This window comes from [Collinsella] massiliensis (assembly GCF_002161605.1).
Lineage (GTDB): Bacteria > Actinomycetota > Coriobacteriia > Coriobacteriales > Coriobacteriaceae > Enorma.
Genome location: NZ_NFIE01000001.1, coordinates 47,544 through 71,938, shown reverse-complemented (window position 1 = coordinate 71,938; position 24,395 = coordinate 47,544). Strand labels below are relative to the sequence as shown.

18 protein-coding genes and 1 tRNA gene are annotated in these 24,395 nt (G+C 67.6%); 12 read left to right on the top strand and 7 right to left on the bottom strand.

Annotated features, from left to right (window positions below; genetic code table 11):
- Positions 1–54 precede the first annotated feature (54 nt).
- The 4 genes from B5G02_RS00325 (at position 55) to B5G02_RS00310 (ending at position 5,743) form a co-directional block, all read left to right on the top strand.
- Positions 55–2,145 carry a glutamine synthetase III gene (locus B5G02_RS00325; RefSeq protein ID WP_094334721.1) on the top strand — a complete coding sequence of 697 codons (2,091 nt, stop codon included), beginning with the start codon at positions 55–57 and terminating at the stop codon, positions 2,143–2,145.
- A 293-nt stretch (positions 2,146–2,438) separates the two neighbouring features.
- Complete coding sequence (locus tag B5G02_RS00320; RefSeq protein WP_241146096.1) at positions 2,439–2,765, top strand: PTS sugar transporter subunit IIB; 327 nt, start codon at positions 2,439–2,441, stop codon at positions 2,763–2,765.
- An 81-nt stretch (positions 2,766–2,846) separates the two neighbouring features.
- Positions 2,847–4,145, top strand: a complete 1,299-nt coding sequence (locus B5G02_RS00315) for a PTS sugar transporter subunit IIC (RefSeq protein WP_094334720.1) — start codon at positions 2,847–2,849, stop codon at positions 4,143–4,145.
- A 146-nt stretch (positions 4,146–4,291) separates the two neighbouring features.
- On the top strand, positions 4,292–5,743 hold the full coding sequence (locus B5G02_RS00310; protein WP_094334719.1) for a glycoside hydrolase family 1 protein: 1,452 nt from the start codon (positions 4,292–4,294) through the stop codon (positions 5,741–5,743).
- Between the two features lie 212 nt (positions 5,744–5,955).
- Here B5G02_RS00310 and B5G02_RS00305 read toward each other — a convergent pair whose 3' ends face one another.
- A complete protein-coding gene (locus B5G02_RS00305; RefSeq protein WP_094334718.1) occupies positions 5,956–7,392 on the bottom strand; it encodes an amidohydrolase family protein in 1,437 nt (478 codons plus the stop codon).
- A 191-nt stretch (positions 7,393–7,583) separates the two neighbouring features.
- On the opposite strand from B5G02_RS00305, the gene B5G02_RS00300 reads away from it, so the two are divergent.
- Positions 7,584–7,660 (top strand) — tRNA-Glu (locus tag B5G02_RS00300).
- A 294-nt stretch (positions 7,661–7,954) separates the two neighbouring features.
- Here the strand turns inward: B5G02_RS00300 and B5G02_RS00295 are convergent.
- From B5G02_RS00295 to B5G02_RS10170, 3 genes are all read right to left on the bottom strand, one after another.
- On the bottom strand, positions 7,955–8,992 hold the full coding sequence (locus B5G02_RS00295; protein WP_094334717.1) for a helix-turn-helix transcriptional regulator: 1,038 nt from the start codon (positions 8,990–8,992) through the stop codon (positions 7,955–7,957).
- A 304-nt stretch (positions 8,993–9,296) separates the two neighbouring features.
- Positions 9,297–10,397 carry a BspA family leucine-rich repeat surface protein gene (locus tag B5G02_RS00290; protein WP_241146095.1) on the bottom strand — a complete coding sequence of 367 codons (1,101 nt, stop codon included), beginning with the start codon at positions 10,395–10,397 and terminating at the stop codon, positions 9,297–9,299.
- 71 nt (positions 10,398–10,468) lie between these two features.
- On the bottom strand, positions 10,469–10,612 hold the full coding sequence (locus tag B5G02_RS10170) for a hypothetical protein (RefSeq protein ID WP_241146094.1): 144 nt from the start codon (positions 10,610–10,612) through the stop codon (positions 10,469–10,471).
- 121 nt (positions 10,613–10,733) lie between these two features.
- Between B5G02_RS10170 and B5G02_RS00285 the strand changes: the two genes are divergently transcribed.
- On the top strand, positions 10,734–11,825 hold the full coding sequence (locus tag B5G02_RS00285) for an iron-containing alcohol dehydrogenase family protein (protein ID WP_094334716.1): 1,092 nt from the start codon (positions 10,734–10,736) through the stop codon (positions 11,823–11,825).
- A gap of 115 nt (positions 11,826–11,940) precedes the next feature.
- The gene (locus tag B5G02_RS00280) at positions 11,941–13,449 is read left to right on the top strand and encodes a S10 family peptidase (RefSeq protein WP_094334715.1); all 1,509 of its coding nucleotides are present in this window, start codon (positions 11,941–11,943) and stop codon (positions 13,447–13,449) included.
- 98 nt (positions 13,450–13,547) lie between these two features.
- Here the strand turns inward: B5G02_RS00280 and B5G02_RS00275 are convergent, their stop codons facing one another.
- Both B5G02_RS00275 and B5G02_RS00270 read right to left on the bottom strand, forming a co-directional pair.
- On the bottom strand, positions 13,548–14,615 hold the full coding sequence (locus B5G02_RS00275) for a hypothetical protein (protein ID WP_094334714.1): 1,068 nt from the start codon (positions 14,613–14,615) through the stop codon (positions 13,548–13,550).
- Positions 14,615–15,691: a hypothetical protein gene (locus B5G02_RS00270; RefSeq protein WP_094334713.1), complete on the bottom strand. Its 1,077-nt coding sequence runs from the start codon at positions 15,689–15,691 to the stop codon at positions 14,615–14,617. Before B5G02_RS00270 ends, B5G02_RS00275 begins: the two co-directional genes overlap by 1 nt.
- Positions 15,692–16,013: 322 nt before the next feature.
- Here B5G02_RS00270 and B5G02_RS00265 point away from each other — a divergent pair, with 322 nt between their 5' ends.
- Complete coding sequence (locus B5G02_RS00265) at positions 16,014–17,228, top strand: iron-containing alcohol dehydrogenase (protein ID WP_094334712.1); 1,215 nt, start codon at positions 16,014–16,016, stop codon at positions 17,226–17,228.
- A gap of 201 nt (positions 17,229–17,429) precedes the next feature.
- Here the strand turns inward: B5G02_RS00265 and B5G02_RS00260 are convergent, their stop codons facing one another.
- The gene (locus tag B5G02_RS00260; protein WP_094334711.1) at positions 17,430–18,506 is read right to left on the bottom strand and encodes a M24 family metallopeptidase; all 1,077 of its coding nucleotides are present in this window, start codon (positions 18,504–18,506) and stop codon (positions 17,430–17,432) included.
- A 520-nt stretch (positions 18,507–19,026) separates the two neighbouring features.
- Here B5G02_RS00260 and B5G02_RS00255 point away from each other — a divergent pair.
- From B5G02_RS00255 to B5G02_RS00240, 4 genes are all read left to right on the top strand, one after another.
- Positions 19,027–19,332, top strand: coding sequence for an Asp-tRNA(Asn)/Glu-tRNA(Gln) amidotransferase subunit GatC (locus B5G02_RS00255; RefSeq protein ID WP_094334710.1), 306 nt, complete (start codon positions 19,027–19,029; stop codon positions 19,330–19,332).
- Positions 19,333–19,335: 3 nt separating this feature from the next.
- Positions 19,336–20,883: an Asp-tRNA(Asn)/Glu-tRNA(Gln) amidotransferase subunit GatA gene (gene gatA / locus B5G02_RS00250; RefSeq protein ID WP_094334709.1), complete on the top strand. Its 1,548-nt coding sequence runs from the start codon at positions 19,336–19,338 to the stop codon at positions 20,881–20,883.
- Complete coding sequence (gatB, locus tag B5G02_RS00245) at positions 20,880–22,559, top strand: Asp-tRNA(Asn)/Glu-tRNA(Gln) amidotransferase subunit GatB (protein WP_094334708.1); 1,680 nt, start codon at positions 20,880–20,882, stop codon at positions 22,557–22,559. Before gatA ends, gatB begins: the two co-directional genes overlap by 4 nt.
- Before the next feature lie 211 nt (positions 22,560–22,770).
- Positions 22,771–24,381 carry an ABC transporter substrate-binding protein gene (locus tag B5G02_RS00240; RefSeq protein ID WP_094334707.1) on the top strand — a complete coding sequence of 537 codons (1,611 nt, stop codon included), beginning with the start codon at positions 22,771–22,773 and terminating at the stop codon, positions 24,379–24,381.
- The last annotated feature ends 14 nt before the right edge of the window (positions 24,382–24,395 follow it).

Below are 24,395 nucleotides of genomic sequence, written 5' to 3'. Positions count from 1 at the left end.
TCGCGAACCCATACCAGCCCGGCGCGCCGCGCCCCATGCGAAGGGAGCTCAAGAATGGCCTCGCTCACCGACCGCTTCGGAACCATGGTGTTCTCCGAAAGCGTCATGAAGGACTATCTTCCCAAAGACGTGTACAAGACCCTCATCGCGACGATCGACGAGGGCGAGCCGCTCAACCTGGACGTCGCGAACGCCGTCGCGCACGCCATGAAGACCTGGGCGCTCGAGCACGGCGCCACGCACTACGCGCACTGGTTCCAGCCGCTCTCCGGCATCACGAGCGAGAAGCACGACAGCTTCCTGGAGCCCGTGGGCGACGGCACGGCGCTCACGAAGTTCACCGGCAAGGCCCTCATCCAGGGCGAGCCCGACGCCTCGAGCTTCCCCAACGGCGGCCTGCGCGCCACCTTCGAGGCCCGCGGCTACACCGCCTGGGACCCCACGAGCCCGGCCTTCATCAAGGACGAGGTGCTCTGCATCCCCACGGCCTTCTGCGGCTACAACGGCGAGGCGCTCGACAAGAAGACCCCGCTCTTGCGCTCCATGAAGGTGCTCGACACGCAGGCCAAGCGCGTGCTCGCCCTCTTCGGCAAGCACCCCAAGCGCGTCGTTCCGAGCATCGGCCTCGAGCAGGAGTACTTCCTCATCAAGAAGGACGCCTACCGCAAGCGCCGCGACCTCGTGATCTGCGGGCGCACGCTCTTCGGCGCCCCGCCCTGCAAGGGCCAGGAGCTCGAGGAGCACTACTTCGGCGCCATCCGCCCGAGCGTGTCCAAGTACATGAAGGCGCTCGACGACGAGCTCTGGGCGCTCGGCATCCCCGCGAAGACCAAGCACAACGAGGTCGCGCCCTGCCAGCACGAGCTCGCGCCCGTGTACACCGAGCTCAACGAGGGCATCGACAACAACATGCTCGTCATGGAGAAGATGAAGCTCGTGGCCACGGACTTCGACCTCACGTGCCTGCTGCACGAGAAGCCGTTCGAGGGCATCAACGGCAGCGGCAAGCACAACAACTGGTCGATTTCCGCCGACGACGAGAACCTGCTCGACCCGGGCGACACCCCGCTCGAGAACCTGCAGTTCGTGATCTTCCTCACCGCCGTCATCGCCGCCGTGGACAAGTACCAGGGGCTCCTGCGCATGTCGGTCGCGAGCTGCGGCAACGACCATCGCCTGGGCGCGAACGAGGCGCCGCCGGCCATCATCTCCATCTTCCTGGGCGACCAGCTCACCGAGGTCGTGCAGAAGATCATGGACGGCAAGGCCAGCGTGCACGCCACGCACGGCGTGCTCGACCTGGGCGCCGACGTGCTGCCCAACCTCGAGCAGGACAACACCGACCGCAACCGCACCTCGCCCTTCGCCTTCACGGGCAACAAGTTCGAGTTCCGCGCCGTGGGCTCCGAGCAGAACGCGAGCGATGCGAACCTCGTGCTCGACACCGCCGTGGCCGAGGCGCTCAAGGAGTTCGCGGACGCGCTCGAGGGCACGCCCGAGGATGAGTTCGCTGCCGCGGCGCTCGACTACTGCAAGAAGACGCTCAACGAGCACCGCCGCATCCTCTTCAGCGGCGACGGCTACTCCGCCGCCTGGGAGGAGGAGGCCGAGAAGCGTGGCCTCCTGAACCTCCGCACCACCGCCGACGCGCTGCCGCAGATGGTCACGCCCGAGAGCCTGGCGCTCTGGCAGGGCATGGGCGTGCTCTCCGAGACGGAGGCGTTCAGCCGCTACGAGGTGAAGCTCGAGAAGTACAACAAGCTCATGAACATCGAGGCCACGACGATGATCCGCGAGGCGCGCCGCACGTACCGCCCGGTGATCACTGCCTACGCCACGAAGGTCGCCAAGGGTCTGGAGGCCATCCGCGCCGCCGGCGCCGAGGCCGCGATGACCTGCGAGCAGAACACGCTCAACAAGCTGTGCGCGGGCATCACCGAGATCAACGAGGCCATCAAGGCGCTCGACGCGGTGCACGCCAAGGCCGAGGCCACCGTGGACTCGCAGGAGCAGGCGACGTGCTACGCGCACGAGGTCGCGCCCGCCATGGAGCGCCTGCGCGCCTCCGTGGACGCGATGGAGGAGATCGTCGCGGCCGACTACTGGCCGGTTCCCACCTACGACGACATCCTGTTCTACGTGTAGGGTGTCCGCAGGGCGCGTGATAAAAAGGTGTCAGTCACCTTTTTATCATCCCGCGAGCGCAGGGGTCGTCCGTCCCGTCCAAGCTGGTTTCGAAGAGAGCTCCCGCCCGGGGGCTCTCTTTTTGCGTCCGGGTGATAAAAAGGTGACTGACACCTTTTTATCACCCAGCCTCCTCGCCCCGTTCCAAGCAAAACGGCAGCTGAGAGCGATTTTTCGTACGAGATACGATATAGTTGTTCCGTTTTTGGCGTCCCGAAAGCTGTAAGGGGGCGCCGCAGCTCGTGAAGGGGGATATGTACATGAAGAAACTACGGGTGCTGCTCGTGTGCGGTTCGGGCGCGAGCTCGGGCTTCATGGCCGCCAACATCCGCAAGGCGGCGAGTGCGCGTGGCATGGACGTGAGCGTCGTGGCGCGCAGCGAGTCCGAGATCGAGAGCTACATCGACGAGATCGACGTGCTCATGGCCGGTCCGCACCTCGCCTACATCATGGACGAGGTGGACGAGCTCGCCGAGGCGAACCCCGACCTCAAGGTGATCCTCATGCGCAAGGACTACTACGCCACGCTCGATGGCGAGGCCGCGCTCGATCACATGCTCGAAGAGGTCGGCGAGGCGTAACAGCGCGCCCGCTTCCCCGCACTGCCGTATGCGCGGCGCGCCGCATGCCGGGTGCTCGCCGCAAACGAAAGGAATTGATTCATGGGCTTCATGAATTGGCTTGAAAACAGCTTCGCGCCTAAGATGAACGCGATCAGCCGCAACGTCTGGGTGACCTCCATCAAGGACACCATGCTCCAGATCCTGCCGTTCATCTTCGTCGGCTCGATCTTCTGCGTCGGCACCATCGTGGAGACGTTCGTGCCGCTGCCGTTCTCGTTCTGGACGCCGTTCGGTTGGACGATGGGCCTCCTCTCGCTCTTCGTCTCCTTCTTCCTGCCGCTCAACTTCTGTGAGCACAAGCGCCTGCGCAAGACGCGCCTCGTGGCCGCGGGCTGCGGCGTGTCCTGCTTCCTCATCTCCATCACCCCGCAGGTCATGATCGACGGCACCGTGGGCTTCGGCTCCTCGGCGCTCGGCGCGGGCGGCATGTTCTGCGCCATGCTCACGGGCATCTTCGTCTGCATCGTGTTCAACCTCTTCGGCAAGTTCACGTTCTTCAAGGAGGACAGCGCCATCCCGGACTTCGTGCGCCAGTGGTTCGACGCGCTCCTGCCCGTCACGATCGTCATCTTCGCCATGTTCTTCGTCGTGCAGGTGCTGGGCGTCAACCTCTACGCCGTCGTCGTGAGCATCTTCATGCCGCTCCAGACCGTGCTCAACACCCCGTGGGGCATGAGCCTGTTCTGGTTCATCACCTGCTTCATCTACTCCATGGGCATCTCCGGCTGGGTGCTCTCGCCCATCCAGACCCCCGTGCAGATGGCCACCATCGCGCTCAACCTCGAGCTCATCGCTGCCGGCACCGCCACCCCGGAGAACCTGGGCATCTTCAACTACACGCTCATGTTCGTGACCTACATGTGGTGGGGTGGCATCGGCTCGACCATGCCGCTCGTCATCATGATGCTCTTCTCGAAGGCCAAGGAGCTCAAGGCTCTCGGCCGCGCCTGCATCGCGCCCGCGATCTTCAACATCAACGAGCCCGTCGTGTTCGGCGTCATCGCCTGGCGCCCGGTCATGATGATCGCCATGTGGCTCCAGGGCATCATCATCCCGCTCTTCACCTATCTGGGCGTGAAGGTGCTCCAGATCGCGCCGTTCAACAACATCCAGTTCGACCTGTGGTACTGCCCGTACCCCATCGGCACCTGGATCTCCACGCAGTCCATCGCCGCCGTGCTGTTCGTGATCGCGTCGTTCGTGGTGTCCGGCCTCATCTGGTACCCGTTCTTCAAGACGTACGAGAAGCAGTGCCTGGCCGATGAGGCCGAGGCCGAGGCGAAGAAGGAGGCCAAGGCCGCCAAGAAGGCCGAGCGCCTCGAGGCCGCCGAGGCATAAGGGACGTGCCGTCGGGCGCTCCCGCAGCGCGCGGAAAGCCGCTCCGGGGCGCCCGCTGCGTCCCGCATAGCGCAAGGCAACCCGCGATGCCCCGTGCGACGACCTCCGGCCGCCCGCGGGGCATCGCCCATTTGGAAGGAATGAACATGCTCAAGGTACCGTCTGGCTTCCCCCAGGACTTCCTGTGGGGCGGCGCCGTGGCAGCGAACCAGTGCGAGGGCGCGTGGGACGTGGACGGCAAGGGCGCGAGCGTCGCCGACATCAACGAGTTCGTCGACGACATCGCGGTGGACAAGAAGGAGAACGGCGAGATCACCGCGGAGTACGTGCGCGGCGCCCTCGCCGCCGGCCCGGAGCGCATCTTCCCCAAGCGCTGGGGCATCGACTTCTACCACACCTATCCGGAGGATCTGAAGCTCCTCGCGGGCATGGGGCTCAAGACGTTCCGCACCTCCATCGACTGGGCGCGCATCTTCCCCAACGGCGACGACGCCGAGCCCAACGAGGCAGGCCTCGCTTTCTACGATCGCCTCTTCGACGAGATCCGCGCCAACGGCATGGAGCCGCTCGTCACCATCTCGCACTACGAGATGCCCATCGCGCTCACGCTCAACTACACCGGCTGGTACTCGCGCGAGGTCATCGACTTCTTCGTGCGCTACTGCCAGGTGGTGTTCGATCGCTACGCGAGCAAGGTGAAGTACTGGGTCGTTGCGAACCAGGTGAACTTCGTGGCGCTCGAGAGCTTCAACCACCTGGGCGTTGCGGCCGATAAGGTGGACGACCTGCTCTCGGCGAAGTACCAGGCCGTGCACCATGAGCTGCTCGCCATGGCGAAGGCCACGAAGTACGCGCACGAGCACCACCCCGGCCTCCAGATCGGCGTCATGGTGGGCGGCAGCCTCGCCTACCCGGCGTCGAGCAAGCCTGCCGACGTGCTCGCCACGATGCGCCACAACCAGATGGAGTGCTTCTGCACGGACATCCTTTTGCGCGGCACCTACCCGGGCTACGCGACGCACTTCTTCGAGGAGCGCGGCATCCACGTGGAGGTCTCGGACGAGGACCTGGCCGTGTGGGCGGATCCGGCGACGCTCGGCGACTTCTTCGCCATGTCGTACTACTACACCGACATGGTGACGGCCGAGGGCTTCGCGAAGGATAACCGCGGGCAGCGCAACCCCAACCTCGAGGCGAGCCCGTGGGGCTGGGCGGTGGACCCGCAGGGCTTCCGCTTCATGCTCAACGAGTACTACGACCGCTACCAGAAGCCGGTGTTCATCTTGGAGAACGGCCTGGGCGCGTACGACACCGTGGAGGAGGACGGCTCCATCCACGACGATTACCGCATCGCGTACCTGCGCGCGCACATCGAGCAGATGCGCGAGGCCATCAAGGACGGCGTGGACATCCGCGGGTACTACGCGTGGGGGCCGATCGACATCGTGAGCTGCTCGTCGTCGGAGATGAGCAAGCGCTATGGCTTCATCTACGTCGACCTGGACGACTACGGCTGCGGTACGGGCGAGCGCTCGCTCAAGGACAGCTACGCCTGGTACAAGCAGGTCATCGCGACGAACGGCGAGGATCTGGGGTAGGGCGTCTTCGCGGGAAGCGCTGTGCGGGCGGCGGCGGGCTTGAGGTTCGTCGCCGCCCGTTTTTGTGCGTGGTGCGCGGATAATAAGGTGTGATAAAAAGGTGTCAGTCACCAAATTATCACGGGCATTACGTGGGCGGCTGACGCCCTGGTATCGCCCGTGATAATTTGGTGACTGACACCTTTTTATCACTTGCTGCCTGCGCGTTGGGCTCACCCGCGCGCGAACACCTGCCGCCCCTGCACCCAGACCGCGCGGATGTTCTCCGGCGTGGTGAGGTAGAGGATGCGCTCGAGCTGGTCGGCGGGGCTCGTGAACACGCCGTTGCCGGTGAGGTCGGCGAACGGTCGCTTGAGGTCGATGACCTGCATGTCGAGGGCGCGCCCCGCCTCGAAGGAGCCGATGGGCAGGTCGAGCGCCTCGCCGCCGCCCTTCGTGGCCAGGTAGAGTGCCTCGACAGCGGAGATGCGGGAGGGCTCGCCCGCGCCGCGCTGCTCGCTCGGCACGCGGGCGTCCACGCCGTCCTCCAGGATGCGCGACGCCATGACCGCCATGCGGATGTCGTCGTAGAGGCTTGGCGAGAACCCGCCCGAGATGTCGGTGCCGAGTCCGATGGTCACGCCCTGGTCGTGGATGCGCCGCACGGGGCAGACGGCGTTGCCGAAGTACGCGTTCGAGATGGGGCAGTGCGCGAGCGCGGCTCCGGTGGCGCGGAAGATCTCCGCTTCGCCGTCGAGCAGGAACGTGCCGTGCGCCATGATGGCCTTGCGCTTGAGGAGGCCGAAGTCGGCGAGGGCCTCGGCGTCGCTCTTGCCGAACCGCTCGCGGGCGACGCCGCTCTGCCACTGACTCTCGTCGCAGTGCGACTGCACGTAGGCGTCGTGCGCCTGCGCGATTTCGCCCAGGCCGCGGAGCGCTGTCTCGGTGCAGCTGGGGATGAAGCGCGGCGTGACCGCGGGGAAGAGGCCAGGGAAGCGGGGGTCGTCCGCTGCCGAGCGGGCGGCGTGCTGCTCGACCGCGGCGATGAAGTCCTCGGTGTCGGCGAGCGCCTGCTCGGGCGAGGCATCGCGGTAGAAGGCGGGGTTCGCCGCCGGGTCGTCCATGACGACCTTGCCCACGACGGCGCGCTGGTTGAGCTGCGCACACGCCCGCGCGAGCACCTCGGAGCTGTGCCGGTCCGCGCTGCCGAAGTACACGCACGTCGTGGTGCCGCGCGAGAGGAGCGTGCCCACGAGGTCGAGGTAGATGGGCAGCGCGAAGTCGCCGCCGGTCGGGTCGCCGCCCTCCGGGATGCCGAAGCGCGCCTCCAGGGGGAAGGTGCGCTCGTTGAGCCACACCTCGAGCGGCTCGTCGAGGGCGATGCCCGCCTGCGGCCACTGCGGCGCGTGGACGTGCAGGTCCACGAAGCCGGGAAGCACGACCTCGTGCTCGCCGAGCTCGAACAGGTATCCGGGCTCGCGCTCGTTTGCCTCGCGTGCGGCGCGGAGGCGTTCGGGGTAGGCGGGGTCGGCGGGCAGCGTGATGCGCTCGATGGCTCCGTGCCCGTCGAGCTCGATGAGCGCCTGCTCAAGCATCTCGAACGAGCCGTATTCCGGCGTATGGAAGAACGTTCCCCGAATGGCGCGCGCGGCAGCGGTCGTGGTGGTCATGGTTTCCTCCCGATGGTAGCGGCGCGCTCGTGCGCGCACCGTGCCTAGAGGATACTACGACGCGCGCGTCGATAGCGTCCGGGTGGGGGAGGGCATGCGGCGTTCCCCGCGCGATTCGGCGGCCCCCGAGTTACGGCTCTTTTCTGGGCTGCCTTTCCAGGCTGGATTTCTCTGCTATACTCTGCCTTGCTGTCCCCATCGTCTAGCGGCCTAGGACGCCACCCTTTCAAGGTGGATATCGCGGGTTCGAATCCCGCTGGGGGCACCATTCGAATGAAAAGCGAACCCGCGCGGCCTTGAGCCTCGCGGGTTCGTCGCATTTTGCACGATGGTATACCGTTTTGGGCGGTGCGGCGGGTGCCGCGTACGCCATTCGGAGGGCTTCGGGGGAGCCTTGAATCCCAAATTGCGCGTCCGTAACGGTTTATCGGACACCCGTCGAGTAGCGCTTGCAACCGCACCTTCCTGACCTGTGGGTTTGTTGCGGCTTAGGTGCCGGCTACTTCGCAGGTGCTCTATAAACCGTTCATTTCGCGCCGTTTGGGTTTTGCGGGCGCGCCGCCTAGTCCTGCTTGCTGAACGCGTCCCACAGCACGGCGACGATGCCGCAGATGAGGCCGCCCACGGGCCACGCGAGCCAGAACCACATGGCGGTCGTGCCCTCCGGCTCGAACGCGTCGGGGTCGGGCGCGGTGAGGGCGGGGCCGAAGAGCAGGCACAGCCCGACAATCGTCGCCGTGATCATGATGGCCGCGCACACCGCCCCGAGCTTCTTGTTGCGGCGCTTCGACGCCAGGATCTGCTCGCGGCGCGCCTCGTCGAGCTGGGTATTCACGATGTCCTCGATTTCGAGCTCGTCCGTCACGTTCTTGTTGTACTCCGCGACGTTCGTGCGGCCGAGGAGCATCCCGTAGTGCACGATGATCCACACGCCCGCGGCCACGAAGAGCAGCAGCAGGCAGAGGCCGAGCTGTTCGGTGTCGCGGTGCTCGCCGAGGGACATGATGCAGAACGAGCCGATGAAGATGAGGCCGAGACCCACCGTAGCGCCGCGCGCCATGCCCTTCCGGGCGCGCAGGCGGTCGTCCTCGGTGTAGAAGTCCTCGACGTACGGGTGCGCCTTTTGGAAGGCGGTGTGCTCCATGCCGGCGGGGATGAGGAAGGCGAGCCCGATGAGGATGCCCACGAGGATGAGCGCGATCATGGGCAGGTCGGTGTCGCCGCCCGGGGTGAGGGCGAAGCGCCCCTCGACGAGGAAGCTGAGGCCGATGAAGGCGATGATCGCCGCGATGCCCGTGGGGACGCGCCACGCCAGCATGCGCTGGTGGTCGTCGTAGCCGCAGATGTCCTGCGGGGGACCTGCGGGGATCGGGGTCGCATCCGGTCCGGGTGCGCGCTCGGTGAGGTCTCCCTGGACGAGGTCGTCGAGCGAGCAGTCGAAGATCTGGCACAGTTTGAGGAGCTTGTCCATCTCGGGATAGCTCTTTTCGGCCTCCCATTTGGTGACGGACTGGCGGGAGACGCCGAGCAGCATGGCGAGCTGCTCTTGGGTCATGTTGCGCGTGGCGCGGAGGTGCTGGAGGTTGTCGCGGAAGCTCATGGCTGGGCCTTTCGATCGGGTCGGTGCGTGCGGGCGCGCCGCTGCCTGGGCGGGCGCGCTGTCTGCCGGCACCCCGTACACTACGGTACCAGACGGTCGCCCGCCACCAACCCGGGGCTGCTTTTTGGGCGACGCGCAGGCGCCTCGCGGTTGCGAAGCGCAGGTAGCGGGCGTGGCACGGGAAATGGCGTGGGAAATGCACTGCCGCGCTCTCCGCGAATGCCGCGCACAAGAAAACGAGCCGCCGGGTGCAACCCAACGGCTCGTCGCGTGCGGTTCTCGTCGCGGTTCGCGGTGCGGAGCGTTAGCTGTTCGCGCGCCGCTGCAGACTGGCGCCGGCTGCGATGATGATGGCGCCCGCTGCGCAGAGCGCGATGGGGAGCATCGGGCTCACGGCGTCGCCCGTCTGGGGGATCGTCCCGGTGGGCGCGGTGGAGGGCTCGGTCTTTGACGGGTCGGTATCCGAGGGGTCGGTTGTGGGCTTGGCGGGCTCGCTCGGGTCGGTGGGCTCGCTCGGATCCGTGGGGTCGGTGGGCTCCTCGGGGTCGACGGGCAGCGCCTTCCACTGGGCGTAGAGCATGAACGTTCCTCCGATGCCGCTCTCAAGGTCGCTTGCGGACAGCGTGGCTCCGTCCGTGAACGACGTGCCCGTGCCGTCGGCCCTGGTGTTCCAGCCCACGAACTCGTAACCGGGGCGCTCGAAGGCCGAGGAGGCGAGGGTTACGCCCTCGCCCTTTCTAAGAACCTTGGGCGTCATCTGGCCGCTCCCGCCGTTGGCGTTATAGGCAACGGTCACGAAGGTGTTCCAAACGTAGGTGCCGGGCTCAACAATGTCGGGGTAGAACGCGGCAATTTCGTTCGGCGGGTAGCCCTTATCGCCCGCGTCGGGCAGACCGGAGGCATTCACGCGCACCCAGGTGAGGGTACCCTTCGGCTGGGGGAGGGTCGCGTTATCGCCCGCCTTCCACGCGAAGTCCGCTCCGAGTGTGACGGAGGCGAGGTTGTCGCATCCGGTGAAGATGTTGTTCATCGTGTCCACGTTATGCGTGTTGAAGCTCGAGAGATCGAGCGACGTGAGCTTGCTGCACCCCGAGAACATGGCGGACATTTCCTTCACGTTGGAGGTATTGAAACCCTCGCCAAAAGTCACGGATTGGAGATTGCCGCAACCCCAGAACATGCCACCCATGTTCGTGACGTTCGAAGTATTGAGTTCAGAGAGGTCAACAGAGCGGAGCGACGTGCATCCGTAGAACAGGCTGCCCATGCTCTCGACCTGCGAGGTGTCGAGGCCGTTCCAGTCGACGTCCGTCAGCTCAGTGCAGCCGTCGAATAGGTTCCAGAGACCCGCCCCAGCTATGGAGCCTTTCGAAAAACGACCCGCTTGACTGAGCTCCTGTTCCATCCGTTGTCATCCGTGGGCGTGTTCTGGATATCGTCGCCGCGTATCGTGAGCGTTCCATCCGCGTCAAGCGATCAGCTCCAATTTCCCGTCTTGCCGGTGCCGTCGGCCACCACGTCCGCCCACGCTGCGGTCGGCCACGCGATGGCGAGCGCCGCCAGCACGGCGACGAGCAGCGCGAGCGCGCGTCCCGCCTTCATGTCAAACCGTTCAGGCATATCGATTAGATACCTCCCCCTACGTAATATTCCTAGAGCTATTGTATATGCGCGCCCGCCGCGCGGGGCGTACAATCTCGCACAGCACCATTGTTACGTTCGCTAAGGAAACGAGGTTGCTATGCGTACCGTAGACATGAGCGATTACACGGTGGGCGAGGACGCGTTCGACGCGATCCCCGCGACGTTGGAGAAGTTCGGGGCGAAGAAGATCGTCCTGGTGGGCGGCAAGCGCGCGCTCGCGGCCGCGGCGCCCGGCATCAAGGCCGCGGTGGAGGGCACCGGCATCGAGGTGACCGACGCCATCGTCTACGGCATCGAGTGCACGCAGGACAACATCGACCGGCTCGTCGCCGCGCCCGCGTTCCGCGCGGCCGACGTGGTGTTCGCCATCGGCGGCGGCAAGGCCATCGACACGGTGAAGACGGCGTCGAGCGAGCTCGGCAAGATCGTGTTCTCCGTCCCCACCATCTGCTCGAACTGCTCGGCCGCGACGGCCATCGCCGTGGTGTACAACAACGACGGCAGCATGAGCCACTACGCCTACCCGCCGTGCCCCGTGCACATCTTCATCAACCCGCGCATCATCGCCGAGGCGCCGGACGAGTACTTCTGGGCGGGCATCGGCGACGCGCTCTCCAAGCAGCCCGAGGTGGAGTACGCGACCTCCAAGGACGAGCTCGACGTGACGGCCGAGTTGGGCCTCTCGCTCGCGCGCACCTGCTCCGAGCCGCTGTTCCGCTGGGGCGAGCAGGGTCTGGACGACGTGCGCGCCAACCGCTCGAGCGAGGCCGTGGAGCGCATCGCGCTCGACATCGTGATCAACACCGGCTACGTCTCGAACCTCACCAACCAGCCGGACTTCTACTACAACTCCTGCATCGCGCACGCGTTCTACAACGGCTCGACGGGCATCGTCCGCGAGGGCCACTTCCTGCATGGCCAGGTCGTGTCGTTCGGCGTGCTCGTGCTCTTCGCCTACGCGGGCGATGAGGAGAGCCTGCGCCGCTACGCCGAGTTCAACAAGAAGCTCGGGCTGCCCGTGACGCTCGCCGAGATCAACCTGAACGAGGCCGACCTCGACGATCTGCGCCGCTACGCCGAGCACAGCAACGAGTGGAAGCAGCAGAAGCCCGAGCCCGTGGATCCCGAGCGCTTCATCGCGGCCATCAAGGCGGCCGACGCGCTCGGCCGCGAGCTGCTCGAGGCGTAAAGCGCGCGGCCGGGTATCCCGGGCGCTTCCGGCCACCGACCGCTCGCCGGCGCGGCGGGGCGGCGGGTGTATGCTTGGTGCGGTTTGGTGAAACGCATCGAGAACGGGAGCGCCCATGGATACCCAGCAGTCGCAGCAGCAGGCCGTCGTCCCGGCGAAGCCGGACGTGGCCATCACGGTTCCCGCGGAGGCGCGCCTCGCGGTGCCCGCGCCCGCCTCGCGCGCCTGCACCTGGCAGGTGGGCGACGAGCGCATCGACTACACCGCCACGGCGGGCCACATCGACGTGCGCGGCGACACCGGGGCGCTTATCGGCAAGATGTTTGCGGTCTCGTATATCGCGACGGGCGACGCCGCGCCGGAAGGCAGCGCGCCCCGTCCGGTGACGTTCTGCTATAACGGCGGCCCGGGCAGCTCGTCGGTGCCCATCAACTTCGGCGGCATCGGGCCGCGCCGCGTGAAGACCGACGGCACGAACCACCTCGGCGCGCCGGCGACGGTGGAGGACAACCCCGCCACGCTGCTGCGCCAGAGCGACCTCGTGTTCCTCGACGCGCTCGGCACCGGCTACTCGTCGCTCGCCGAGGGTACGGATCCCGCGACCGTGTGGGGCGTGGACGGCGACGCGGACGCCTTCTGCCGCGCGATCATCGGCTGGCTCGACGCGAACCGCCGCTGGGACTCGCCGGTCTACCTCTTCGGCGAATCCTACGGCACCATCCGCAATGCCGTGCTCATGCGCCTGCTGGGCGAGAAGCGCGTGCCGCTGCGCGGCGTGGTCATGCTCTCGGCGCTCTTCGACTGGGTGCAGACGCTGCCCGGCGAGGACCTCTACTTCCTGGGCATGCTGCCCACGTTCGCGGCCACGGCGCGCTACTTCGGCCGCGCGGGCGCGCGGGTGGACGAGGCCGCGTGGTTCGACGACGCCATGGCGTTCACCGAGGCCGTGTACGCGCCGGCGCTCCTGCGCGGCGATAGGCTCTCGGCGCGCGAGAAGGCGCAGGTGGCGCGGAAGATCTCCAAGGTCATCGGCCTCCCCGCCGAGCTCATCGAGCGCTGCAACCTGCGCATCGACCTCGACACCTTCCGCCGGAACCTCCTGGCGGACGAGGGCCGCGTGATCGGCCGGCTGGACACGCGCTTCGCCGCGGCGGCGCCCCTGCCGCTCCAGGACTCGACGGAGTTCTTCGCGGGCGAGGACGCGGCGGACGATGCCGTCGAGTCCGCGTGGACGGCGGCGTTCCGGGCGTTTCTGCACGAGATCGGCTACGAGGGCGCGCCCATCTACCTCGCGCAGAACTACGGCGTGGTGAACCGCAGCTGGAAGTGGGAGCACGAGGAGCCGGGCATCGGTTGGGCCGTGCCCGCGCCGAACGTGACCTACGACATCGCGGTGGCGCTCAAGCGCAACCCCACCATGCGCATCGCCATCATGGGCGGGCGCTACGACGCGGCGACCACGTACTGGAACGTGGTGCACGACATCTCGTGCCTGTTCCTGCCGGCCGAGCTCAAGGAGCGCATCTCGTTTTACCTGTACGGCTGCGGCCACATGGCCTACGTGGACGAGCCCACGCTCGAGCAGATGGGGCTCGACCTGGAGGCGTTCTACGCCGCGGAGTAGGCAAACGGTTTGAAGGGCGCCCGATGCCAGCCGGTGCTATCGGGCGCCGCATGCATCAGGTGCAGAATGGGGCGCGCGTGCGTGCGAAGGCCGCTCGCCTAGAACCCGTTGCGGTTGGCGAAGTGCTCGGACGCGTCGTAGACGCCCTCGACGGATTCCGCCCAGGGCACGAAGTCGGGCGTGTCGACGATGATGCCGTCCGCCTCCCAGACCGCCTCGTGCGCGAGGTCCCAGCGCTTGCGCGGTTGCGGGCGCACGGGCAGGTATGGCGCCATGTACGTGGGGTTGAGCAGGAAGAACGCGCCGCCCTCGCAGCGCGCGGCGAAATCGCGGAGCGCGCGCCTGGCGGGTTTGCGCCGCCCGAGCTTGTAGAGCAGGAGCGTGCGCCCCAGCAAAAACCACGGTGAATCGTCCAGGGCGGCTGCCGCTTGCTCGCCGCGCTCCGCCTCGAGCTCGTGCGCGAAGGCGAAGAAGCCGTCCTCGTCCTCCAGGCGCGCGAGCGCGAGGAACACGGTTCCCTCGGCGTGGCTCGGGTATCCCTCGGCACGCAGCACCAGGCGCGCGTAGCGCTCGGCCGCCCGATAGCGCGCGCTTGCCAGGCAGAGCTGCGCGAGCGCCTCGAGCGTGTGGAGCCAGCCGATCATCGTGGGCTCGCTTGCCGTCCAGGCCGCCGCGGTGAGCGGGGCCGTGCCCGCGCCGCCCGCCGCCCGCTCCGCGTCGAAGAAGTGGGGCGCGTCGTCCGAGAACCCGGCCACGTTGCTCACAAGCTGGTCGTGCACGCGCTGTTCGAGCTTCATGAGCTCGCTCAGGCAGGCGTCGACGCTGATGTCCGAGAGCAGAAGGCCCACGAGCTCCGCGTCCACGCAGAGCCGGTCGGTCTCGGCGATCTTGAACAGGGCGAGCCGCGCCTCGTCGAAGAGCTGGCCGCGCTTGCGCTCGAATTCCTCGTCCTCCGGGATGTCCTCGATGGCGTCGAGCTCGCGCATGAGCCGCTCGTGCGCGTCGGTGTAGGCGACGAGCGCCTGCGCATGGGCGTCCGTGGCATATTTCTCCAGCCGCTGGGGGACGTCCTCGTGCACGAGCTCGCGCGCCGCGGCGGTGAGCTCCGGGTGCGCCGCGAGGTAGGCGCGCTCCAGATAGGCCGAGACGTAGGCGCGCGGCTCCATCAGTTGCCGCCCATCTCGCCGCCGCGGCGCGCCCCCGCGCGCCGGTCGGAGCGCTCGAGCGCCCCCTGCACGAGGTCGTGCGTGGCGACCCACACCGCGAGCCCGGCGTTGTCGGGCGCGCCGATGCCCTCCTGCAGCAGCGGCGTCGCCTCGCTCAGGGCGAGGATGAGCTCGTCCTCGCTGCCGGGCACCACGTTCACGCGCGCGTAGAGGCCATCGGGGAACTCCGCCTGGTAGTAGAGGGCCTCGGCGGCGTGGTCGTACGCGGCGAGGAGCGACCGCAGCGCGCGCGTCGCGCCGGAGAGGTCGAGCTCGTGGTAGGCGATGGCAAGCTCCGCGATGAGCTCCCAGGCGTCGGGCGCCTTCTCGGAGAGGTGGTGCCGGCGGCGGGCGGGGCTCTTCGAGCGGTAGGAGGCCGGGTGCCCCTGCCGGAAGCGCTTGAGGTCGTCGCGCGTGCACTCGAGCTTCGCGAGCGCGAGCATGGCGGTGCGGCGCACGTCGGCCGGGTCGTCCGCGGCGAGCGCGAGGCACTCCTCGGCCGTCTGGAGCGAGAGGCGGTAGCGCCCCGCGATGAGCGCGCGCGACGAGAGGGCGGCGAGCCAGCGGATGAGCCCGCGCTTCCCCAGGTCGCGGGCGTATTCCTGGTCATAGGGGTCGCGTGCCTCGCGAGCTGCGCGCTCGGTCGCCTCCTGCACGGCGCCGCGCTCGTCGAGGAGGTAGGAGACGTAGTCGTCGTTCGCGGGGGCGGTGAGCGCCGCGAGCATGCGCTGGGCGTCCCAGTTCGCCGGGTCGAGCTGGCACGCCTCGCGGAGCTGCGCCTCGGCTGTCGCGGCGAGCTTGTCTGCCTCGACATCGTCGGCAATGAAGGGGAGGCGGTAGTCGATGGCCTCCGCGGCGAGGGCGACGAGGTGGAAGGCGCGGTCGGCGTCGGTCGTGATGAGGCGCGCCGGGTCGTGCTGGTAGTCCTCCATGCGCGCGGCGATGAAGGGCGCGTTATCGACGGGGTAGACGTGCTCCCGCCGGATCGCGCCGAAGATGAGGCGCAAGCAGTCCTCCTGGATGGGGTCGTATGCCATGCGTCCTCCTCTCGAGCCGTCCGTGCTCGGTGCCGCGCTGGGCGTTTCGTTGAATGCACTAGCTTAGCACAGCCGCCTTTTGCGCGTGCGGCGAGCAAACGCGCGCAGCGAGATTTCCTCGTGGCATCATATATCTCATACCAGCAGGTCAGGGATTTGGAAGCGCGCGAAACTATCCTAACAATTTGCGCAACGGAGCGCTAAAATATGCATCGGCGCGAAACGTCATCGGCGATGCCCGCCGATCTCGATTTGGTCCGAACGGAGTCGATGGGCGGCTCCGTGCGATATCAGGCTGCATGGCCTGTGTTTGGAGGCAAATATGGGACGTTTTACCAACCCGCGTGACCTGTACTTCGGTGAGGGTGCGCGCCATGAGGTGAAGAACCTCAAGGGCGAGCGCGCGGTCATCGTCACCGGCGGCGGCTCCATGCGTCGCGGCGGCTTCCTGCAGGAGCTCGAGGCGGACCTCAAGGAGGCCGGCTTCGAGGTCAAGCTCATCGAGGGCGTCGAGTCCGACCCGTCCGTCGAGACGGTTATGAAGGGCGCGGCCGTGATGACCGAGTTCCAGCCCGACTGGATCATCGCCATCGGCGGCGGTAGCCCGATCGACGCCGCGAAGGCCATGTGGATCAAGTACGAGTACCCCGAGACCACCTTCGAGGACATGTGCAAGGTCTTCGGCCTGCCCGAGCTGCGCACCAAGGCTCACTTCTGCGCCATCTCCTCGACCTCCGGCACCGCGACCGAGGTCACGGCCTTCTCGATCATCACCGACTACTCCAAGGGCATCAAGTTCCCGATCGCCGACTTCCAGATCACGCCCGACGTGGCCATCGTCGACCCCGAGCTCACCTACACCATGCCCGCCAAGCTCTGCGCGCACACCGGCATGGACGCGCTGACGCACGCCATCGAGTCCTACGTCTCCACCGCCTCCTCCATGTACACCGAGGCCAACTCGCTGCACGCCATCCGCGAGATCGTCGAGTGGCTGCCCAAGTCCTACAAGGGCGACAAGGAGGCCCGCAAGCACATGCATGACGCGCAGTGCATCGCCGGCATCGCCTTCTCGAGCGGCCTGCTCGGCATCGTGCACTCCATGGCGCACAAGACCGGTGCCGCCTTCACCGGCGACCACATCATCCATGGTTGCGCCAACGCCATGTACCTGGGCAAGGTCATCCAGTTCAACGCCAAGAACCCCGAGGCCAAGGCCAAGTACGCCTACATCGCCAAGGAGATCCTGCACCTCCCCGGCGAGACCGAGGACGAGCTCGTCGCCGCTCTCGTCCAGGAGATCCGCGACCTCAACGACAAGCTCGACATCCCGCAGGGCATCAAGAACTACGGCAAGGGCGGCGTGAAGGCCGACGAGTCCATCATCGACTACGCCGAGTTCGAGGAGAAGAAGCACGACGTCGCCGCCAACGCGCTGCTCGACGCCTGCACCGGCTCCAACCCGCGCCAGCCCACGCAGGAGGAGATGGAGAAGCTCCTCGAGTGCGTCTACAACGACGTGGACGTGGACTTCTAAGCCACGGGCTTAACGCGTTCGGAACCCCGCCAAGGTTTCCCCGCGAACGCCGCGCCGCCAAGCGGCTGCAAGGACGTTCGCACGGGGCCCTTGGCGGGGTTCCTGCATTACGAGGGAGTAAGCGACGGGGCGACCCGATGCGCCAAGCGAAGGCTTGCAGCGTTCAGGTCGCCCCGTCGGTTTTTGCGTGTGCCCTCCTCGTTACCCGAGCACCTGGATGCCCTTGGGGTAGCTGTTGAGCACCTCGCAGCCGTCCTCGGTGACGATGACGAGGTCCTCGATGCGCACGCCCATGTCGCCCGGCAGGTAGATGCCCGGCTCGATGGAGAAGCACATGCCGGGCTGCACCGGCTCGTCATGCGTGGCCGAGACATCGCCCGGCTCGTGGTCCTGCAGGCCGATCTGGTGCCCGAGGCGGTGGTTGAACTGCGGGCCCCAGCCGGCGTCCTCGATGATGCGGCGCGCCGTGAGGTCGATCTCGGCGAACGTCACGCCGGGGCGCACGATGGCCTCGGCGGCCTCGTTCGCGCGCCGCACCGCGTCGTATACGGCGCGCTGGTGTTCGGTGGGCTCGGCGGTGAAGAACGTGCGGGTCATATCCGAGCAGTACCCGTCGCGCTTGCACCCCACGTCGAAGAGGACCATGTCGCCCGGGGCGAGCGGCGTCGCGTCGGGCTCGTGGTGCGGGTCGGCGGCGTGCGCGCCGAAGCTCACGATCGGCGAGAAGGAGTGGTCCTGCGCGCCGAGCCTGCGGTACGTGGCGAGCAGCCCCTCCGCGATGTCGAGCTCCGTCGCGCCGGGGCGCACCTGCTCGGCGAGCCAGGCCATGGCCTCGTCGTTCGTCCGCGACGCGATGCGCATGAGCTCCTGCTCACGGGCGTCCTTGATGGCGCGCGCGTCGTCCACGGCGTCCGAGGCGAGCACGAAGTTCGCGGCAGCCCCGGCCTGCATGAGCGGGACGAGCCAGCGCGCGGCGAGCTCCTTGTCCACGCCGAGCGGGCGCGCCGCGTCGATGGCGTCGCAGAGCATGGGGATGGGGTCGTCGGTGTCCGAATGGCTCACCACGCGCGCGCCGGTGGCGGACGCGTCGGGGAAGAGGCGGTTCACGAAGAGCGTCGGCGTGCCGTCGAGCGGCAGGTAGAGGGCGAGGAGCCGCTCCAGGGGTTCGGTGTAGTAGCCGGTGAGCCACCAGATCGAGAGCGGGTCGACGATGAGCAGCTGCGTGAGGTCGCGCCGCCTGAGGTTCGCGCGGACGCGCTCGATGCGTTCGATGTCCATACTGCCTCCTTGGGTTTTGGCGATGTCGCGGCTAAGTGTAGCATCGCGCGCTGAGGACAGCTGGCAGGGAGCTCCGCGAGGGGCTGGTTGCCCCGTTGCGAAGCGCGGAAGCGCGTGCGGCCGGGAGTTTGTCGCCCCTCCGGGTGCCTCCCGTAAAACTCATTCCAGTTGTGTGTGCATCTTTTTGGGAAGGGCGCCGATACCGCCCTTCCGTCGCAACAAAACCCCAGGTCGCGAAGAGCTGGATGTGCGATGCGGACGGCGGGCGCAAAAAGATACACACACAACTGGAATGAACTTTCCCGTGCCCCCCGCGAGAGCCCGTTTTCCGCCCGGTTGCCCCGATGCGCGACCCGAAACCCGCCCCGCCGAGCGCTTCGCCGCGCCGGTGGCGTGTTTCCGTTCGGGTGCGCGCGCCCGAGCCGCTCCGCCCCGCGCCCCGCCCGCGTATAATAATGCGAATTGACCGGGTGTCGCCTGCGCGCGCCCCGGACAGCACGATACGTAGATTGGAGCGCCCATGGCACTCACCGAAGACGATGTGCGCGGCATCGCGGACTACGCGCGCATCGCGCTCGAGGGCGACGAGCTCGCCGAGATGTGCGCGTACATGAACGACGCCGTCGAGATGCTCGAGCCCATCCTCGCGTACAACCTCCCGGACGTGGACCCCACGTTCCATCCCATCGGCGGCCTCTCGAACGTCATGCGTGATGACGCGCCGGATGCCGCGCGCGCGTTCACGATCGACGAGGCGCTCGGCAACGCGGCGAGCACGCGCGGCCGCAGCTTCCGCGTGCCGTCGATCCTAGGCGAGGAGGAGTAAGGCATGGCGACCCTTGATACCCTGACCGCCCGCCAGATCGCGGCGGGCGTGCGCGACGGTGCGTTCTCCGCGACCGAGGTCGCCCGCGCCGCGCTCGATGCCATCCAGGCGCGCGACACCGAGGTGCAGGCGTTTCTGCAGGTGACGCCCGAGCTCGCGCTCGAGGCGGCCGCGCGCGTGGACGCCGCCCGCGCCGCGGGCGAGCCCCTGCCGCCGCTCGCGGGCGTGCCGCTCGCGGTGAAGGACAACATGAACCTCGCGGGCACGCGCACCACCTGCGCCTCCCGCATGCTCGAGCACTACGAGAGCCCCTACACCGCCACGTGCGTCGCACGCATGCTCGATGCGGGCTGCGTGCCGGTGGGCAAGGCGAACATGGACGAGTTCGCGTTCGGCTCCTCGACGGATTCCTCCGCCTTCCACCCCACGAACAACCCCTGGGACACCGCGCGCGTGCCCGGCGGCTCGTCGGGCGGCTCGGCGGCGGCGGTCGCGGCGGGCGAGGTGGCGCTCGCGCTCGGCTCGGACACGGGCGGCTCCATCCGCCAGCCGGCGTCGTTCAGCGGCGTCGTGGGCATGAAGCCCACCTACGGCGCCGTGTCGCGCTACGGCGTGGTGGCCTTCGGCAGCTCGCTCGACCAGGTGGGGCCCTTCGGCCGCACGGTCGAGGACGTCGCGCTCGCCATGGACGCCCTGGTGGCGGGCGGCCGCGACCCGTATGATTCGACCTCGCAGGACGTGCCCCCGCGCTTCGCCGATGCCGTGGACACGGACATCGCGGGCATGCGCGTGGGGATCATCCCGGCGTTCATGGACGCCGACGGCCTCACCCCGGAGGTGCGCCGCGCCGTGGAGGGCGCCGCGCGCGCGCTCGAGGCGGCGGGAGCCGAGCTCGTGGAGGTCGAGCTGCCGCACCTCGACGCCGCCATCGCCGCGTACTACGTGATCGGCCCGGCGGAGGCGTTCAGCAACCTCGCGCGCTTCGACGGCATCCGCTACGGCTACCGGGAGCCCGACTGCGCCACGCTCGCCGCCCAGAGCTCGCTGTCGCGCGCGCACGGGTTCGGCGCGGAGGCGAAGCGCCGCCAGATGCTCGGCGCGTACCTGCTCTCCTCGGGCGTGTACGACAAGTACTACTACGCCGCGCAGAAGGCGCGCACGCTCATCACGGAGGACTACGCCCGTGCGTTCGACCGCGCCGACGTGCTGCTCATGCCCGCCGCGCCGCGCACGGCGTTCAAGCACGGCGAGATCAGCGACCCCACGCAGATGTACCTCTCGGACATGTACACCATCTCGCTCAACATCGCGGGCAACGGTGGCATCACCGTGCCCGTCGGCCTGGGCGAGGAGAGCGGGCTGCCGGTGGGCGCGCAGCTCGTGGCGCCCGCCTTCGCCGACGAGCGGCTCATCGCGTTCGGCGCGGCGCTCGAGCGGGCGTGCGCCGGCGCATGGGATGCCGTGCGCGGCGCCGCTGCCGCGGGGGAGGGTGCGCGCATGGGCGCCCCCGTCGCGCCCGCGTTCGCCGGGAAGGGGGGTGAGCTCGCATGAAGGAGCTCAACGAGGTGCTGCGCGACTGGGAGGCCGTGATCGGCCTCGAGATCCATACCGAGCTCACGACGCTCGAGACGAAGATGTTCTGCGGCTGCAAGCTCAGCCACGACGACGAGCCGAACACGAACGTGTGCCCCGTGTGCCTGGGGCTCCCGGGCGCGCTGCCGGTGCCGAACAAGCGCGCGATCGAGTACATCGTGAAGGCGGGCCTCGCCACGAACTGCGAGATCCAGAAGCACTCGATGTTCTACCGCAAGCACTACTTCTATCCCGACATGGCGAAGAACTTCCAGACCACGCAGGGTCCGGTGGCGTTCGCCATGCACGGCAGGCTCGACCTCGAGGTCACGGGCCGCGGCGCCGCCGAGCGCCCGGAGTGTGCGTTCGGCGCGGCGGAGGCCGAGAGCCTGGCGAGCGCCTCGGCGGGCGCGGTCGGCCTCTCCGCGAGCATGGCGCGCGACCTTCCCGAGCAGGGGGGCGCGCTCGCGGGCCTCTCGGGCTACGACACGGCCTCGCTCGCCGTGCCCGAGCGCCGCGAAGACGGCTCCTACACGGTGCCCATCCGGATCCTGCGCATCCACATGGAGGAGGACGCGGCAAAGATGGTGCACGTGGGCGGCGAAGAGGGGCGCATCGGCGGCGCGGCCGAGAGCCTCATCGACTACAACCGCTGCGGCACCCCGCTCATCGAGCTCGTGACCGAGCCCGACCTGCGCACGCCCGAGGAGGCGCGCCTGTTCATGGAGAAGCTCCGCCGCATCTTCCTGGCGCTCGGCATCTCCGACTGCTCCATGGAGAAGGGCTCCATGCGCTGCGACGGCAACGTGAGCCTGCGCCGCCGCGGCGACGCGCGCCTGGGCACCAAGACCGAGCTCAAGAACCTCAACTCCTTCAAGGCGCTGCACGACGGCCTCGCGTACGAGATCTGCCGTCAGGCCGAGGTGCTCGAGGCGGGCGGCGAGATCTACCAGGAGACGCGCCACTGGGAGCCGAGCCGCAAGCGCACGGTCGCCATGCGCGTGAAGGAGACGGCGGACGACTACCGCTTCTTCCCCGACCCCGACCTCGCGCCGTTCGACCTCACGGACGAGTTCATCGAGCACTGTCGCGCGGAGCTGCCGGAGCTGCCGGACGAGCGCCGCGACCGCTACGTGCGCGAGCTGGGCATCAAGCGCGCCGACGCGGAGCAGATCGCGGGCGACCCGGAGGTCGCGGCCTTCTTCGAGGAGGCGGTGGGCGGCCTTGCCGGCAAGGAGGCGCAGACCGTCGCGAACCTCGTGGTGAACGAGCTGCCCGCCTACCTGCGCGGCGCAGGGCTCGTACTCGCCGAGAGCGTGCTGCGCCCCGAGCAGGTCGCGGGCCTGGCGAAGCTCCTCGCCTCGGATGCCATCAGCTCCAACCAGGGCCACGAGGTCTTCGAGGCCATGGCCGCCTCGGGCGACGATCCCGAGCGGATTGTCGATGCGCGCGGCATGCGCCAGGTGAGCGATGCCGGCGCGCTCCAGCCCATCGTGGACGAGGTGCTCGAGCGCTGCGCGGAGCAGGCGCAGCAGTACCGCGACGGCAACCAGAAGGTGCTCGGCTTCCTCGTGGGCCAGTGCATGAAGGCGAGCCGCAGCAGCGGCAACCCCAAGCGCTTCAACGAGCTGCTGCGCGCGGCGCTCGAGGCATAGAAACGCCGGTGGGCGGGTACGTTTCCGAACGCGCCCGCCCGCTGGTTTTGCATGCGCGTATGCACGGCGCGCCCGGTGCCGCCGCCGCGCTATGCAGTTTCAAATCGTGGATACTTTATTTCGATAAAGTTTCCTATCAGTTTTGTATCAATTCGCACCCCGATGGAAGCTATTGTTTCCCTACCCAAAATATACGGAAGGAGTTTCATCTATGTCCATGGCAGATATCTCGCGCCGTCGGTTCATCGAGGCGATGGGCGCGGTCTCCACGATCGGTCTTGTGGGTCTTACCGGCTGCGGTGCCCAGCGCGCCAGCGACACCGGTTCCTCTGCGGGTGAGGGCGGCATCGCCGACACCATCACCTTCGCGCAGGGCGCCGATCCGCGCGGCCTCGACCCCGCCTACGTCGACGACGGCGAGTCCGCCAAGGTCATGTCCAACATCTACGACACGGTGCTCCGCTTCGACGTCGAGTCCACCGAGGTGCTCCCGTGCCTCGGCGAGATGCCCGAGATCTCCGATGACGGCCTCACCTACACCTTCAAGATCCGCGAGGGCGTGAAGTTCCACGACGGCACCGACTGCGACGCCGACGCCATCGTGACCTCCATCACCCGTCAGCTCGAGCCCAACCGCACCGAGGACATGCCCTATGCGTCCTTCGTGTTCGGTTCCGAGGAGGCGAACACCGGCATCGCGTCCATCGAGGCGCCCGACGCCACGACGCTCGTCATCACCCTCCGCTCGCCCTCCACGCCGTTCATCAAGAACATGGCCATGACGCTCGCCGCCCCCATCGTGGCGCCGTCCGCCATCGAGGCCGGCGACTCCAACGAGAACCCCGTCGGCTCGGGCCCCTACAAGTTCGTGTCCTGGTCCAAGGGCGAGAACATCGTGCTCGAGGCCAACGAGGACTACTGGGATGAGGAGCGCAAGCCCCAGACCAAGAACGTCATCTTCCGCTTCATCACCGAGAACTCGAGCCGCGTGACCGCCCTCAACAACGGCGAGGTCGACATCATCGACGGCATCGACGCCTCCGTGGTGCCCACCATCACCGATGCCGGCAACAAGCTGTTCAGCGAGGACGGCATGAACATCAACTACCTCGCGTTCCGCAACGACACGGGTGCCTTCTCCACCGTCGAGGCGCGCCGCGCCTTCTGCCAGGCCGTGAACGTCGAGGAAATGGTTCAGAGCCTCTACGGCGAATACGCGGGCGTGGCCACCTCCGTCATGCCGCTGTGGATGGCCCCGTACGACGAGGACATCAAGCAGACCGCCTACGACCCGGAGGCCGCGAAGGCCGCCTTCGCCGACCTGGGCATCACGAGCTGCACCATGCTCACCTACACGAACCCCCGTCCGTACAACTCCATCGGTGGCCAGCCCCTCGCCGAGGCCATCCAGGGCTACCTGGCCGATGCCGGCGTCGACATGGACATCGTCTCCTATGACTGGACGACCTACCAGACCAAGGTCGACACGGACGCCTTCGACTGCTGCCTCTACGGCTGGGTGGGCGACAACGGCGACCCGGACAACTTCATGAACCTGCTCGCCGATGAGAACGTCTCCATGAACGTCGGCCGCTATCGCAGCGATGCGTACAACCAGCTCATCCAGCAGGGCCTCAGCACGCCCGACGGCGACGAGCGCGACGCCATCTACAAGCAGTGCGAGCAGATGGTCGCCGACGAGATGCCGTGGATGCTCATCAGCCACGCCAAGAACCTCGCCGCCTACGCGCCGAGCATCAACAACTTCTACTATCACCCGACGGGAGTCGTCCACATGGAGCTCGTCACCAAGACGGCGTAACGCTCCCATGCTCA